Below are 15677 nucleotides of genomic sequence, written 5' to 3'. Positions count from 1 at the left end.
TCACCCTTTATCAGGATTAGTTTCTTTGTGATTCTTTGTAATATTTTTGGATCTTCTCTTCATTGACCACAAAGGAAAGCGAACAAACGTGTCCTTCATACCTGAAATGTGAAAAGGGGACAAAGGACTACCATAAGGAGTACCTAAGGATTCTAAACTTACAAGATGTGCAATTATAGTCATCCACCCGATAATAATTCCTACCATTCCAAATAAAGAAGCTAATAACATCATAGGAAAACGTAATAATCTTATTGCCAAACCCATTTCATAATTAGGAACAATAGAAGAAGCTATAGTTGTAACAGCAACAATAATAATCATAATATTACTCACAATCCCTGCTTGAACAGCAGCTTGTCCAATCACAATACCTCCAACAATCCCTACGGTCTGACTAATGGGAGTGGGTAAACGAAGGGCAGCCTCTCTCATCATTTCTAAGGTAATCTCCATAAGTAAAGCTTCTATCACTGGAAGAAACGGAACACGTTCTCTTGATTCTGCAATTGATAAATAGAGCTGTACAGGGATAACTTCATAATTAAATGAAATAAACGCTACATATGTTGCAGGTAATAATAAAGCTATAAAAAAGCCTATAAAACGTAGTAATCTAACAGAGGAAGATACTAACCAACGTGTGTTGTAGTCATCTATCCCTTGAAAGAAAGAAATGAAATTTACGGGGGCAATCAATACATTTGGACTTCGATCCACAACAATGACGTATCTCCCCTGAAGAATGTGAGATACAGTTGAATCAGGCCTTTCGGTCAAGATGAACTGTGGAAATGGTGAATAAGGGTTATCCTCAATAAACTCAATTATTTCACCAGTATTAATAATCGAGTCCACCTCAATATTTTGAATTCTAGTTTCCAATTCCTTAAGTACATCTTCAGAAGCTACATCTCTTAAATATAAAATAGATACTTTGGTCTTTCCTCTACTACCAATAAAAACCTCTTTTAATACTAATTCTCTGTTAGGAATATACCTTCGTATTAAAGCTATATTTTGACTAGACGTTTCTACAAATCCTTGATGAGTCCCTTTTAGAGAGATTTCATTTTTAGGTTCTGTTATATCTCTTTGTGGCCACCCTTTTGTATTTAGTTGATATCCTACGTCTAGACCGTGAACTAATAATATGCTGTCCCCTTGAAAAATAGCATTTTCGAATTGATTCCAAGTATTAATTATTTGAACTTCTCCTATTGTGACAGGGAGACCATTACTAATTTCAAACGTTGTATGCATCAAAGGGGACAGTATATTATTATGAATAGATTGTGTATCTGTTAATCCTGATAAATATATTAGAGCAGCTTCTGATTTATTTACTAGTTGAAATTGACGAATTATCAGATCTGGAGCTTGTTGAAAATTTTTTTGAAGATTATTTATGTTTTGGAATAAGTCACAGTTGATGTTATGATTCTCTACATTTTCTTTCTGTATATTTGAAGTTCTATTGTCTTGATTATCTATAGAATAACGTCCTTGTTTCAAAAATTTAAAAATAGGAAACACAACATAGACTCCCCTCGAAAAAACTTTTCAATATGTTTATTGTGTATATTTTATTGAGATTTATTCCACTATTTACTGATTTGGAAATTTCCCCTAACGTAGTAAGCCAAATCTAATCCCAACTACTGACTGGGATATCCAGGTTTAGATTTTTTCACATATACATTCGTGTTTAATTTCAAACGAGAAAAATAGTATGTACCTCGTTAATCCATTTGATCTAAGTCTACCAATGAAAAATAACCCAAATCATGAATACATAAATCTCCTAATCGTAAAGAAATTTTAAAAAATGGAGGGAATTACGAAAACTCCCATATATATATATATGGTGATATATGGGAGTTTAACAAAAATCTGGAAAATAAAAAAACAAGAGGATTAACTGAAAAAGGAAAATTAGATGTTCAACGAATAACAGATGCATTACAAGGTAATCGACGTTGTTACCTCAAGTCCATACAATCGTTCAATTCTAACTGTTCAGCAGTTAGCGAAGCAAATAGGACAAGAAGTTTTAGTATTTGAGGACTTGAAAGAGAGAATTTTTATTGCTGAAGAGGAACGAATGTCGGATAAAGAATTATTATCTATTGTTTTATCAAGTATTACAAAAGGGGCCCCAAGAATTATCGAAGATTTTCCTACGTCTGTTCAACCTTTTAGAGAAAAACGGACGGAAATCTCATAGATATGAGAAAAAGACAGTCCTTGATATTATGGGTGTTGTCTATGAGTATAGTGGACTTGGAAAACAAAAGAAAGTAGCATAAGTTTTAAAAATGATACCTATCTAGGTTTATTTGGTATGTTCATTTTTAAGGATACAAAATATTTGAATTTTTTTTCGTTCATTTTATTTTCCTTCTTAAGTTGATGGGGATAGGGTAGGAGCACATATCCATCAACTTAAGGAAAGAAAACATCCCGAAAATGAAAAGGTGCGCTGACTTCTCAAAGTAATTAACTATAGAAAAAGAAAATTTTCATTTAGGGGGTACATAAAAACTTTAGCTTGATGGGTGATGTGGTGCTATCCAATTATGAATAATCGGTGGATATTACTTGCATCATGCAAGTAATTTGAAATATAATACGTATTGTACAAAATTCAAATTGTTTACTTGTTAATTTGTAAGAAGGGAAGGATGAAATGGGGAAAAAAGAGAAAGATAGCATTGAGATTATTGAGCATGAAATCGTCACGCTTATGCGTAGAGCTGATTTTAAGCGAACTTTGGATGGACATAAAGACAGCTTGGATCGTTCTGGTTATTTAATATTAAAGCTTTTGGCTGCTGAGGGTCCGCTTTCAATAAGAGTGATCGCGGAGATTTTCCATTTAAATATGTCTACTGTAAGTCGACAGGTACGAACACTGGAATCAGGCGGACTAGTAAATCGAAAGCCGGAGGAATTTGATGCAAGAGTTAGTATCATCAGTATGACTGATGATGGAAAAAATAAATTAGAATCATCGAGTAAGTACAGATGGGAAAGTTATATGGAAGTATTGGCAGATTGGTCGGAGGATGAAAAAAATATTTTCGCAAGTTTATTAACTCGTTTAAATCGAGCAATTGAAAAAAGAAGAAAATTACAATAGTGATTAAACAGGAGGGCTAAATATGAAATCATCATTAAATATTAACTTCGATAAAACAGCTCTAGTATTAATTGATTTACAAAAAGGAATTGTAGCTATGCCTGGAGGAGATGAAGTAGTAGAAAAATCGGTAAAGCTTGTTGAACGTTTTCGCAAAAAAGGTGGATTTATAGCTTTTGTTAAGGTTGATTTTCAAGATGGAAAAGATTCACTAAAACCTGTAATAGATAACCAAACAAGTGGTAGTACGATGGAAAGGCCTAAAGACTGGGCAGTGTTGGATCAAAGATTAAATGTCATGGACAATGATTATGTGGTGACGAAGCGTCAGTGGGGAGCATTTTTTGGAACAGATTTAGATATTCAGCTTAGACGACGTGAGATAGATACCATTGTACTTTGTGGTATCGCAACAAATATTGGTGTGGAAAGTACGGCACGTGAGGCCTTTCAACATGGATACAATCAAATCTTTATTACAGATGCAATGACAACCTTTAGTCCGGAAGAGCATGATATGTCGGTGCGCTATATTTTTCCTAGGATAGGTCAACTTCGTACAACAGAGCAATTTTTAGATCAGGTGAATGAATGAAAAATTGGCAAAAAAAGCGGGGCCTATTTCTAACTGCTATAGCAACTGGCACGATGCTAAATCCGCTGAATTCTTCTATGATATCACTTGCTCTCCATAGTATACAAAAGGATTTTCAGCTTTCTTTTACGACTGTTTCATGGCTTATTTCTTCCTTTTACTTAGCTAGTGCAATCGGGCAGCCAGTTACGGGAAAGCTAGGAGACCTTATCGGAAGAAAACGAATGTTTCTAATTGGTTTGGTCTTAGTAGCTGTGTCAGCATTTGGTGCACCACTAGCTCCTACTTTTTCAATATTATTGATTATGCGACTAATTCAATCAGTTGGAAGTAGTGCAGTTTATCCATCAGGTATTGGTCTAGTTCGAACGCATATTCAAGAAAAACAAGCATCTGCTCTGGCTGTTCTTTCAATCTTTTCATCTGCAATGGCTGCACTTGGACCGACAGTCGGTGGTTTTCTAATCGTTTGGGGAGGCTGGCCATCCATCTTTTTAGTGAATTTTCCATTTATTTTCCTGAGCTTCGTACTTGGATGGTATGTCTTACCGAAGGATTCTAAAGAAAATAAAATGAATCTGAAAGCACTGATTACACAAATGGATGTTATGGGAATCCTGCTGTTTGCTGTAGGAATGATATTATTGTTATGGTTTTTATTGTCTTTTAAAACCACCCCTCATTATGTATCAGGCATTTTTGGAGTGTTATTTCTCGGTGCTTTTGTATGGAGAGAACTAAAAGCAAGTACACCGTTTATTGATATACGACTTTTTAAATCACATCCTACTTTAACATGGGTGTATTTACAATTTATCCTGCTTAATTTATTTAATTATTGCTTGTTTTTTGGCTTGCCAACCTATTTTCAGGATGAAATGCACTTTAGTGTAAAAGAAAGCGGACTACTTATGCTATTTATGTCAGGTATCAGCATTGTTTTTTCTCCGATTTCAGCTAAATGGGTGGAGAAATCTGGAACAAGACAGCCGATTGTATTTGGTTCCTTTCTTATGCTTATTGGAGCTGTTTTGTTAACGATTTTCTTTATTCACGTTCCGCTAATTATTATGTGCCTAATTCTTATGCTAATTGGTATTAGCTATGGAATTGGAAATGTCGCCTTACAGGTAGCCATGCTTGATGCATCTCCAGCTAATATAGTTGGAACGTCGTCCGGACTTTTTCAAACATGCCGTTACCTTGGCTCTATATTATCTTCTGTCGTCCTTGGATTAGTTTTTGGGGAAGAAATTACCCCAGGACATTTTGAAATCCTTGGTTCAGTCATGATTGCTGTTAGTATCATAAGTGTCCTCATGAATATGAAATTCTCAAAAGCAGCTTCACTTAAAGGGTAGACCTATAAAGGTCACTCAGCTTGTAGAGAAAGATACACTTTTTTCTTCACAAGCTTTTTTATTTAGTCTTATTTCTTTTTTTCACGATTAGAATTTCTTAATAAAAAATTGAATAAAACAGATCGCTTTCCCTTATCCTAGCCTCGTTAGGTGGGTTGCAATCTATTTCATATTTTGACACGCTGCAGTGAGTAGCACTTACTCACTCGCATGGTGTAATCCCCTTAATCTGTAATAGCGTAGCCCATGCAGTTCTTTTGAATCTGCGAAGCTTCGCTCGAATTTTTCTTTTCTAAATTTATAGAGCATTTTTTCCAGAAACGGATAGTCTGTTAATATGCACCTTAAATATGCAATACCCCTTCACTATCAAGCTAAAAAGAACAAGTTATACCAAAACAATAAATACTAGCAACCTGCACAAAATTTTCGTTCGGGGATAATTCTGAATTCTTAATTTGATAGGCATGGGGTCCTGCCACATACCCATCAACTTAAGAATTATATAACACTCTATGATGAAAATTTCATGTATTTTTGACAGAAAACGGCTTGTTTTTTTCGTTTTGGAGGTATTTGTATTTTTAGTTTGATGGCGATGTTTCTGTACCCCTAGATAGGTCTAAAAATCATACAGTTTTCTTTTATCCTCTTAATCCAGTATACTCGTAAAAACCCCAAAAAAATATTCTCATATGGGTGAAGTTTTCGTCCGTTTTAGCTAGAAATATGTTCATAAACTGTGTATATAAATCATGGAGGATAGTTTAAAATCTAGAACGGTGAATTGTATCACAAATAAAGGGGAGTTTTGGAAGAAAATTTGCAAACACCATTGTAAACTGCTTGTTATGCTAGAGTTGCTTTAAATTACTTTTTGGGAAAAACTTATTTTACAGATGCTTCAAGTTCATTCAGGCGAAATAATAATGGAAAACCAGCGTTGTATAATCAATTTATTATGAACATGCAAGGGGGCTTGTTAGGAGTGAAAATAAGCGAACTAGCAAGATTGACCAATGTCAGCATACGATCCATCCGGCATTATGAAAATAAAGGACTTCTAAACGCCAATAGGTTGGAGAACGATTACCGGGATTTCGACGAATCGGCCATAGAACGAGTCAAAGCAATTCAGTTATACTTGAAGCTTGGATTAACAGCAGATGAGATTAAAGTATTGTTCAAGAGCGAATCGGCAAATCCTGACGAATATGAATATTGCGAAGAGATGCTGGAAACGTATGAAAAAAAGCTAAGTAATGTGAATTATCAAATCGAAGCACTTCATGGATTAAAGAGATTACTGGAGAGGCAAATCGCTTTAACGATTAGGAAAAAGAGAACTGTTTAATGTAGACATGGTCCTGAGCATGATGAATCGCTCCGGGGCCATTTTTGTTTGTGTTGACATTGACACTAGTGTAATCCTTTATGATTTACTTAATTTCATCTGAAAGGGGTTTTTTCATTGAAAAGTAATAGCCAAAATGAGAAAAATGGTTCTGAAACTACAAACACGGTTGGGAACCGAAAATCAGTAACAGTCATAGGATTAGGGCCGATGGGTCAGGCGATGGCAGGCGTTTTTCTGGAATACGGGTACTCGGTGACCGTGTGGAATCGGACTTCAAGTAAAGCAGACCAGCTTGTAGCAAAAGGAGCCATCAGGGTGTCCACAGTCAACGAGGCGTTAGCTGCTAACGAGCTGGTAATCCTTAGCCTTACAGATTACAATGTGATGTACTCTATTCTGGAACCAGCTTCTGAGAATTTATTTGGTAAGGTGCTCGTTAACTTGAGTTCGGATACCCCGAAAAAAGTTCGTGAGGCGGCTAAATGGTTGGAAGACCGTGGAGCACGGCATATTACTGGAGGGGTGCAAGTTCCACCGTCAGGCATAGGTAAATCGGAATCTTACACATATTATAGTGGTGAGCGAGTGGTCTTTGAGGCTCACAGGGAGACCTTGGAAGTGTTAACAAGTACCGATTACCGGGGCGAGGACCCCGGATTAGCCATGCTATACTATCAGATACAGATGGATATATTCTGGACGGCAATGCTGAGTTACCTACATGCTCTTGCAATCGCTAACGCAAACGGCATTACGGCGGAGCAATTCCTACCATACGCTTCGGCGATGATGTCGTCATTGCCGAAATTCGTAGAGTTCTATACCCCGCGTCTCGACGAGGGTGAGCACCCTGGTGACGTGGACAGACTAGCAATGGGCTTGGCGAGCGTTGAGCATGTTGTTCATACTACCCAAGAATCTGGCATCGACATCGCTTTGCCAGCAACTGTTTTGGAAGTCTTCAGAAGCGGCATGAAGACTGGCCATGCCAGTGATAGCTTCACCAGCCTCATTGAAATCTTCAAAAAGCCCGATATTCGTTCATAAAAAATAGGCCATTCCTTTCGGGATGGCCTATAATAGGGCACGGAAACATTGCCATTAAGCTAAGGAAAAGAAGATACCCTCAAACCGAAAAAATGAGCTTTTTTATTACAAATTAGCACAAAATCTTGTTCTGGGGGTAGTTGTATTTTCTTAGCTTTATAGCGATGGGGTACCGCCAGCATTTTGGAAAATAGCCACGCTAAGAGTATTCAAGATTTTATACAGTTTTTCGGCCAATCCAGTAATAAACGAGAAACCCTAAACCACGCCATAATAGGAATGTATAAAAAGATGAATAGCTTTATAGAAAATAAAAAAGGGGATTTCTTCTGAGAGTAAGGATTCCCCTTTTTCATTGCTACCAATAATAGGACGTTACGTTAACAGGATATGAATAAGTATTCATATCCTGTTCCAGCGTTTAAAAGGACAACCTGTATTTATAAGTGGAGATAACAACAAAAAAATGATTTACTCTTGAAAGTTAATTTTCCATTAACTCAAATCGTTCCTGTAAATAAATGAGATATATTAATTAGATTTGTTAGCTTAATAACTATGTATAGTGACTCAATCCTTCCTATTTACAAAAGGTAACTAATAGTGTAAAATTACACTATTAGTAGAATTAAACACTCATTTATGAAGGTGATATTATTTGGATAAAGAAACTGTAATTAATTTGATTTCTAAAAATGTTCGACTAATTCGTCTTGAAAAAGGATATTCTCAAGAAGAAATGGCTACTGTTCTAGGGATTTCTAAAAAGACACTGGTTCAAGTTGAAAAAGAAAGAACATCAATTGGTTGGACAAATGCAGTTGTAGTTTGTGCCTTATTTAAAGATAGTCAAGTTCTAAAACACAGTTTAGGAGAAGAACCATTTGAAGTAATCGAAATCCTAGCTCACGATAATATGAATACTCCAAAAGTAAAAACATTAGGAGGCAAAATGTTTTGGAATGAGATTGCAAAAAAAGGTAAATTTCGAGTACAACAAAATGTGATTAGTCAACATTTTCGTATTTTAGATGATAATGATTATAGATGGTATAGCACGTTTGAAGAAGACGAAGTTATGAATCATTTTCATGAATTAGTTAATGAATAATTAAACTTCAAAGGAGAAAGGAACAATTACAATGGATAAAAAAAAGAGAGTCATTATATTAAATAGCATATTATTAGGAACTATCATACTAAACCTGTTTATTTTCACTTCACGCATGCGTTTTTTCCCTTGGTTTATTGAAGATGGAGTAGGATATTTAGGAGTATTCTTTACTGCACCAATTTTAGTGGGGATTTATCTCACACTAAGACATTTTCATAAGCAGCAACTAATCGCAAATACAAATAAATTAATTCCATTATTTGTATCAGTAACATCATTGATTATTGTGCTTTTGCCAACAATCGATTTTTTAAATATTGTTGCTCTTGTAATTAATGTAATTACAGCATTTCTAACAGCAAAATTCCTTTATAATCAAAAATAAAAAAAAGAGTCTGGATCCAGACTCTTTTTTTCTGTAAACAGGACAATTCCATACACCTTCCAATAACGATAATTATGTAAATAAGCTAGCCACATAGGCAGCTTATTTTATTTTTCCGCATAGCATAGGTTATTTTGCAAAATGCAGACAGTATTCCAGGAAGCATAAAAATAGCAACAAACACTAAACTTTAGAAGTTGAATAAAGGATTACTAAAAAAGTATATGGAACCAGATATTTTAAATTGGGATACATATTTTAAAGTTGTTAGAACGCTTAAAATTTATCGTAAGAATCGCTATTTTTTTATAGTCTATTTACGTAATTTATGTTATGTTTTCATATGTTAATTACTTACAATTTTTCAGAAGGGGTGTAGGGGTTTGAAGGTAAGGAATCTAATATTATTAGCATTTTCACTTATGTTTGTAGCAGGGGGAGCAGCAGGGTGTACTACAAAAGAAAAACAAGTAGACAGTAAAATTTCTATTGAGCAAAATAAGAAAGAGGACTATGAAGAAAACTTAGCCTATCTGATGAAAGATGTTTCTGAACAGTCCAAGGTCGTAAGTGACATATTAACAGGCCAAAAGTCAGTAGAAGAGAAGAAGAAAGAATTTGATTTAGCTTCTAAGGACTTACTTGAAACATCTGAAAAGGTTAAAAAGTTAAAGCATGACGAAAAGTATAAAGATGTGCAGTTTACAATGGATACTGCTATGGGGTTATTAGATATGTCAATTAAATCAATTGGAGATGGTCTAGAATTAAAAGATAGAAAATTAATAGAAATAGGTAATGATGCAGTAGTCAAAGCTTCTAAGAAGATAGATGAAGCCAACGAGTTGATGAAAGACATTAAATAGATGGAAATTAATAAATAAGTTGGAAGAATAGAAAAAGCATTCTAAAACAAAGGGGTATATGTCAATGAAACGTAAAATTTTATCTTTTGTAGTAGTTCCAATGTTAATGTTAACTGGGGTTGGATGTGAGACAAAGGTTAAGAAAGATGAAGCAATGGAAGCTTCTGTTAAACAGAATAAAAAAGAAGACTTCAGTAAAAACCTAGAATATTTAATGAAAGATTTCTCCGAACAATCTAAGGGAATAGACGGTATTGTAAAAAGTAGCAAGTCAATGAAGAAAAAGTCAGAAAAGTTAAAAGAAGTATCTAAACCATATTTAGAGTTAGTGGACAAAATAAGTAAGTTAGAGTATCAAGAAAAAGATCACCCTGTACAACATAATGTAGGTGTAGCGATGATTCATGTAAAAGATGGAGTGGCAATCATACAAGAAGGTTTAGATAAGGGTAAAGAAAATGAAGTTGATGCAGGGGTTGAAAGATTAGAGACTGCTTCTAAGTTAATTGATAAAGCAAACAAAGAATTAAAAAAATCTAAGTAACCTAACCATGAGAGATTCTCTTATATCTACAGGTTATCCGATAGTTATTGCAATAGAAATTTAAGTTAAAAAGGAATAGTAAGGGAAACCGCAGTTAAGGAGAGCTCAATCTAAATAGTTATAGAAAATGAAACTTCCCTAATTATTGCTGAGATAGTAATTCTAAGAGAATTATTCTTGCCATTATATATAATCCATCATTAGAGGGCTGCTATATATTCATAGAGAAGCCGGAAAGTAGTGCTATTCTTTAGTAATTTGGTCGTTCTGAGCGTTTTATGTATTAATATAATGTTTTGGTCCCAGTCATAAAAATTTTTGATGTTGGGTAAATGGGGTAGCACCACATCGCTATCAAGCTAAAAAAACAAAATACCCCCCTAAAATAAAAAATACGCTATTCTTTCTGTAGAATCATAGGAAAGGATAACGTATTTTTTGATTTCTTCTATTCAATGTGTACGTTAATATTTACGCATGATGTGATGACGTATATTAACCCTTTATTGCTACTAAGGTAGGAGATATACCAAAAATAGGATTATAAAGTACATTTTTCTTGAGTGGCTCCAAAAGTAAAGAATCGTTGCCGTCCTCCTTAAACGGTTAACTAACTTTAAATTTTTTCCATTTTGACGACATGCTCAACGCCGCGAAAAAATAAGTTTATTTTCTGTTCCTGAAAGTAACCTTTTTATATTTTCTCTATGCTTGAAAATAACTATAAACGTCATAAGGAAAGCAAATATATAAAAATATATGGTATTCCCGAAAACTGGAACAAATGAGATGGCTGCAAAAAGCATTGTAGCGCATATTGTGCCTAAAGAAACATAACGGGTAAAAACTACTATCATCACAAAAAAACAAATGCATAAAATGGCCATAACCCAGTTGATCATAAACATCACAGCTACTCCCGTAAGTGCTCCTTTGCCCCCTTTAAAACCAAAATATATCGGCCAGTTATGTCCTATAATCACTCCTGCGCCTGCCGCTAAAAGGCTTACGCAATCTTTAGCCTCTCCTGAATAAAAGTAAACGCTAAGGAACAATCCTATAAAACAGGCAATTATCCCTTTTAATATATCTCCAGCAAGAACAAATACTGCAGCAGACTTATCAAGTACCCTCAGGGTATTGGTAAGCCCGGCGCTTTTGCTTCCATGGTTTCTTATGTCCTTTCCGTATATTTTCCCTACAATCACCGCTGTATTAAGGCTGCCTAAAAAGTAGCCCAAAGCTAAGGCAGCAAAAATTTTAAAAATATCAATCATCACTCTTCTCCCTTTACATTATTCTGAATTTCTTTTTTTCTACATCAATACAGGGTTTTAGCATTGTTCTTCTCCAGAAACTTTTTCAATAAACTTCTACTTATTTATTCATGTTAAAAGGGCATCTACAATAAGGATGCTGGACATGATTGAATAGTCAGAAAAATGAATGGTGAAAAATCCTTCATTAGTTACAACATTTTAGATCTAAACTGTACGCTTTCCTTCTTCTACTTCAATGATCCGATCAATTAATAAAAGGGGATAACGATGGGGAATAATTTCTTCAATTTGTTGAATATTGAGCATGAATGTCTTTCCTTTATACCATAGCTAGATATTTTAGTTAGTTTAATTTCCAGAAATAAAATGTCAGAATATTTACAACAATTAGTACCTAGTACTATTGTTTGATTATATAACTAAGTGTGAAAATAGTAAAGGGGGATAAATGTATGCAATCAAAAGCAAGAATTACAGCTATTGGTACCTATGTACCTGAAAAAAGCTGACCAATGATGATTTAGAAAAATTAGTAGATACAAATGATGCATGGATTGTACAAAGAACTGGGATGAAGGAAAGAAGAATTACTGGTGATAACGAATATGCCTCTACATTAGCTTTTAAAGCTATTGAAAACTTAGTGGAACGTTATCATAAAAGTCTTGTCGACGTGGATTGTATTCTCATTTCAACAACTACGCCTGACTACACTTTTCCAAGTGTAGCCTGCCAAATACAAGAGTATTATAATATTCAACATACAGGTGCTGTTGATTTCAATGCGACTTGTGCTGGTTTTACATACGGATTACATCTGGCGAATGGTTTAATTACATCTGGCCTTCATCGCAAGATTTTAATTGTAACGACAGAAACCTTATCTAAGATTACAGACTATACAGATCGAACTACATGTATCTTATTTGGAGATGGAGCCGCAGCTGTTTTAGTAGAGAAAGATGAAGAAGAGTCTAGCTTTATAGCTACCCATATTGGGACAAATGGGGAAGGAGGCATGCATGTATATCGTAAAAATTTATCTACTACCATGTTTGGAAATCCTTTAAGAACACATGGGAAGATAGTTCAAAATGGAAGAGAAGTATATAAGTGGGCAGCACGGACACTACCAATTGGTATCAAAGAATTGTTATGTCAAGCAGAGTTACAGCTGGAAGAGGTGAACTGGTTTATTCCACATAGTGCTAATTTACGAATGATTGAATCTATATGTGAAAAATCAGGTTTCCCACTGGATAAAACGTTAACAAGTGTAACATACATGGGAAATACTTCTTCTGTCTCCATTCCATTAGCATTAGACATAGGTATGAATGAAGGAAAGGTGAAAAAAGGGGACACTCTCTTACTCTATGGGTTTGGAGGAGGTCTTACACACGCTGGACATATCATTAAATGGCATTTAGCAAAGGAATAGGAGATGAAATATGCAATAGTAACATAAACGTATTTTATTACATTAAAAATCTTTATAGGGATTCTGTTCCATCGCTATAAAGCTAAGTTTTTGCACTACCTCTAAAGCAAAAAAGGCGTTATCCTTTCTGTAGAATCATAGGAAAGGATGGCGTTTTTTGTATGTCTATTTCTGTATCGGATGAATTACAACTATTTGCTCAAGAGATTCAAAACTTTTTATCTCCAAATTTCTTACGAGATCTTGCTAGAAATGTTGGTTTTGTACAAAGAACCAGTAAGTATCAAGCAAAAGATTTAGTCGCTTTATGTGTATGGATCAGTCAAAATGTCGCTAAAACCTCTTTAACTCATTTATGTAGCTGTTTAGAAGCATCAACGATTTAATGCCACAGTCGTGCAATTTCTACAACAAGTGTTAGCCGAACTTCCCAATCAAAAGTTATCTTCAACTAAGATGCTCACTTCTCCATACGCTTCTATTTTCAAGCGTATTCGTATCCTAGATTCAACTGCCTTTCAACTTCCCGATGTATTTTCATCTGTTTATCCAGGTGCAGGAGGATGCAGTCATACAGCTGGGATGAAGATTCAGCTTGAGTATGATTTATTAAGTGGGCAGTTCCTACATATTCATACAGGCCCAGGTAAACAACATGATCGAACCTATGGTTCTCTATGTGCCCCAACTGTGACAGCGAATGATTTATGTATCCGTGATTTAGGTTATTTTCACTTGAAAGATCTTCAACATATACAAGATAAAAAGGCATATTATATCTCACGTATCAAATCGAATACACGTATTTATCAAAAAATCCTAACCCTGATTATTTTCAAGATGGCAGAATCAAGAAAGGTACAGAGTATATACAGATAGATATGGAAACGTTAATGAACTCTTTTCAACCAGGACAAACATGTGAAATATTCAACGCTTATGTAGGAATGAATGATAAAGTCTCAACTCGTGTGATTGTTCATCGGCTAACAGAAGAACAACAACAAAAACGATTACAAGATCAAGCTGTAAGAGAAAAAAAGAAAGGAATGAAGTATTCTTCTCGTAGTAAACGACTCAGTGGTATCAATGTATATATGACAAACACCCCTACAGATATTGTCCCGATGGGACAGGTACATGACTGGTATTCTTTGCGTTGGCAAATCGAAATTTTATTTAAAACGTGGAAGTCATTCTTTCAAATCCATCATTGTAAAAAGATAAAACCAGAACGATTGGAGTGCCATTTATATGGTCAATTGATTGCCATTCTACTCTGTTCTTCTATCATGTTTCAAATGCGCCAATTGCTCCTCATGAAGAAAAAACGAGAGCTTAGTGAGTATAAAGCAATATATATGATTAAAGACTATTTTCTTCTTCTATTCCAAACTATTCAAAAAGACACCCAAGAGCTATCAAAGGTGCTACTTCGCCTGTTCAATCTCCTACAGCAAAACGGGCGGAAATCTCATCGATATGAGAAAAAAACGGTCTTTGATATATTAGGTGTCGTTTACAATTGTACCATGTCTGATAATCAAGCCGCTTAATTCAAAAAAGTGAAACCCATTAGGGTTTATTTCGTATGCAAATTTTTAAATTACCTACACTTGCCCTTTAGAAAAAAGAAACAATCTCGCCTAAAATTGACTTTGCATAAGCTTAGCTTGATAGCGATGGGGTCCTCCCGACGAAACGCGGAAATTATACGCTAAGCAACTTCTAGCAAAGAAAAAACCGATTTCCTGTACGCTAAGGAAATCGGTTTTTAGCTTAGTGATGAATTTATAGTTGTTTTTTTAACCTGGGGCCAAACAGCTACTTTGGTGTAAATTGTGGTTTCAAAATATGGGTGCCCTTATAGAGTATATAGCTAGTAGTAGAGTGAAAATATGCTATTATCTTTTTAGCCATTCAATAATTAGTTAATTTAATGCCCTTACGTTCTATAATTTGTGAACAGATTACGTGGTACCCTTTGTGTTTAAAGAATGACTTGGCAGTAATACTGGCCTCTGTGATAATCTCTAAAAAGTTTAATCTTTTTGCCTCTAACTCAAGCATATCAACAAGAGCTGAACCCCTGATAATCTTTATAAATATAAAGATTATCAGGGGCTCAGCCGAGATATGTGTAAAAACGGGTCATAAGCTGTAGTATATTTCCATTATTGGTTTTTTAGTTAAAAATATCTACCGCATGACTAACAAAAAGCTGATTACCTATGCGCTATAAATGAACTGCCCCAATTGTTAAACAAAACCTAGCAATTGGGGGAAGTTCATAGTTATCATTTGATTCTTCTAGTGACTTTCTCAAGTAAAGCACCCTTTGGTTTAAATTGGAGATTTCGCTCAATGTAACATCTCTTGTATGTTCAAGCATTGTTACAAGCTCTCCAATCTTATTTGAATAGTTTTCTCTTGAAATTATTAATCTATCATATATATCCCTCCAATTCATGCTAAGCATAAGTTTACCAATAAAATAAAAAAACAAATTCTGTAAATTTATGTAAAATAATGATATAATTTAATT

At 34.7% G+C, this 15677-nt stretch carries 11 protein-coding genes and 7 pseudogenes; 13 read left to right on the top strand and 5 right to left on the bottom strand.

The features are described 5' to 3' along the window. Complete coding sequence (locus EKQ63_RS18410; protein ID WP_087954705.1) at nt 1-1536, bottom strand: spore germination protein; 1536 nt, start codon at nt 1534-1536, stop codon at nt 1-3. Nucleotides 1537-1670: 134 nt separating this feature from the next. Beyond that, nucleotides 1671-1817: pseudogene (locus EKQ63_RS30735) on the bottom strand (IS4 family transposase); the annotation flags it as partial. A gap of 11 nt (nt 1818-1828) precedes the next feature. Between EKQ63_RS30735 and EKQ63_RS18405 the strand changes: the two are divergent. From EKQ63_RS18405 to EKQ63_RS18385, 5 genes and pseudogenes are all read left to right on the top strand, one after another. Further along, a pseudogene (locus EKQ63_RS18405) lies at nt 1829-2143 on the top strand (histidine phosphatase family protein); the annotation flags it as partial. Continuing rightward, nucleotides 2112-2309, top strand: a pseudogene (locus tag EKQ63_RS18400) (IS4 family transposase); the annotation flags it as partial. The pseudogenes EKQ63_RS18405 and EKQ63_RS18400, both read left to right, overlap by 32 nt. A gap of 380 nt (nt 2310-2689) precedes the next feature. After that, nucleotides 2690-3142: a MarR family winged helix-turn-helix transcriptional regulator gene (locus EKQ63_RS18395; protein WP_088327635.1), complete on the top strand. Its 453-nt coding sequence runs from the start codon at nt 2690-2692 to the stop codon at nt 3140-3142. A gap of 22 nt (nt 3143-3164) precedes the next feature. Continuing rightward, nucleotides 3165-3737, top strand: a complete 573-nt coding sequence (locus tag EKQ63_RS18390; RefSeq protein WP_088327636.1) for an isochorismatase family protein — start codon at nt 3165-3167, stop codon at nt 3735-3737. Then, a complete protein-coding gene (locus EKQ63_RS18385) occupies nt 3734-5098 on the top strand; it encodes an MFS transporter (protein ID WP_143881389.1) in 1365 nt (454 codons plus the stop codon). Before EKQ63_RS18390 ends, EKQ63_RS18385 begins: the two co-directional genes overlap by 4 nt. Nucleotides 5099-5260: 162 nt before the next feature. Here the strand turns inward: EKQ63_RS18385 and EKQ63_RS30340 are convergent. Then, nucleotides 5261-5410: pseudogene (locus tag EKQ63_RS30340) on the bottom strand (transposase); the annotation flags it as partial. Nucleotides 5411-6086: 676 nt separating this feature from the next. Between EKQ63_RS30340 and EKQ63_RS18375 the strand changes: the two are divergent. From EKQ63_RS18375 to EKQ63_RS18350, 6 genes are all read left to right on the top strand, one after another. Then, on the top strand, nt 6087-6452 hold the full coding sequence (locus EKQ63_RS18375) for a MerR family transcriptional regulator (protein WP_143881776.1): 366 nt from the start codon (nt 6087-6089) through the stop codon (nt 6450-6452). A gap of 117 nt (nt 6453-6569) precedes the next feature. Further along, nucleotides 6570-7502: an NAD(P)-dependent oxidoreductase gene (locus EKQ63_RS18370; protein ID WP_143881388.1), complete on the top strand. Its 933-nt coding sequence runs from the start codon at nt 6570-6572 to the stop codon at nt 7500-7502. 658 nt (nt 7503-8160) lie between these two features. Continuing rightward, nucleotides 8161-8613, top strand: coding sequence for a helix-turn-helix transcriptional regulator (locus EKQ63_RS18365; protein WP_087954711.1), 453 nt, complete (start codon nt 8161-8163; stop codon nt 8611-8613). Between the two features lie 31 nt (nt 8614-8644). Then, complete coding sequence (locus EKQ63_RS18360) at nt 8645-9001, top strand: hypothetical protein (RefSeq protein WP_087954712.1); 357 nt, start codon at nt 8645-8647, stop codon at nt 8999-9001. Nucleotides 9002-9384: 383 nt separating this feature from the next. Further along, nucleotides 9385-9867 (top strand): tungsten formylmethanofuran dehydrogenase, encoded by a 483-nt coding sequence (locus EKQ63_RS18355; protein ID WP_143881387.1) that lies wholly within the window; start codon nt 9385-9387, stop codon nt 9865-9867. A gap of 58 nt (nt 9868-9925) precedes the next feature. Beyond that, entirely contained in the window at nt 9926-10411 is a 486-nt protein-coding gene (locus tag EKQ63_RS18350; RefSeq protein ID WP_143881386.1) for a hypothetical protein, read from the top strand. A gap of 644 nt (nt 10412-11055) precedes the next feature. Here the strand turns inward: EKQ63_RS18350 and plsY are convergent. Together plsY and EKQ63_RS30335 are read right to left on the bottom strand one after the other, a co-directional pair. Then, complete coding sequence (gene plsY, locus EKQ63_RS18345; protein WP_087954715.1) at nt 11056-11688, bottom strand: glycerol-3-phosphate 1-O-acyltransferase PlsY; 633 nt, start codon at nt 11686-11688, stop codon at nt 11056-11058. A gap of 117 nt (nt 11689-11805) precedes the next feature. Then, nucleotides 11806-11997: pseudogene (locus EKQ63_RS30335) on the bottom strand (3-hydroxyacyl-[acyl-carrier-protein] dehydratase FabZ); the annotation flags it as partial. Nucleotides 11998-12143: 146 nt separating this feature from the next. Here EKQ63_RS30335 and EKQ63_RS18335 point away from each other — a divergent pair. Then, nucleotides 12144-13132 (top strand): annotated as a pseudogene (locus tag EKQ63_RS18335) (ketoacyl-ACP synthase III). 161 nt (nt 13133-13293) lie between these two features. Further along, nucleotides 13294-14688, top strand: a pseudogene (locus EKQ63_RS18330) (IS4 family transposase). Nucleotides 14689-15677: the final 989 nt, after the last annotated feature.

Origin of the sequence: Bacillus sp. BD59S (genome assembly GCF_007363175.1) — a bacterium.
Classification (GTDB): Bacteria; Bacillota; Bacilli; order Bacillales; family Bacillaceae_G; genus Bacillus_A; species Bacillus_A pacificus.
The sequence above is the reverse complement of the archived record's forward strand: the minus strand, read 5'-3'. Positions and strand labels throughout refer to the sequence as shown.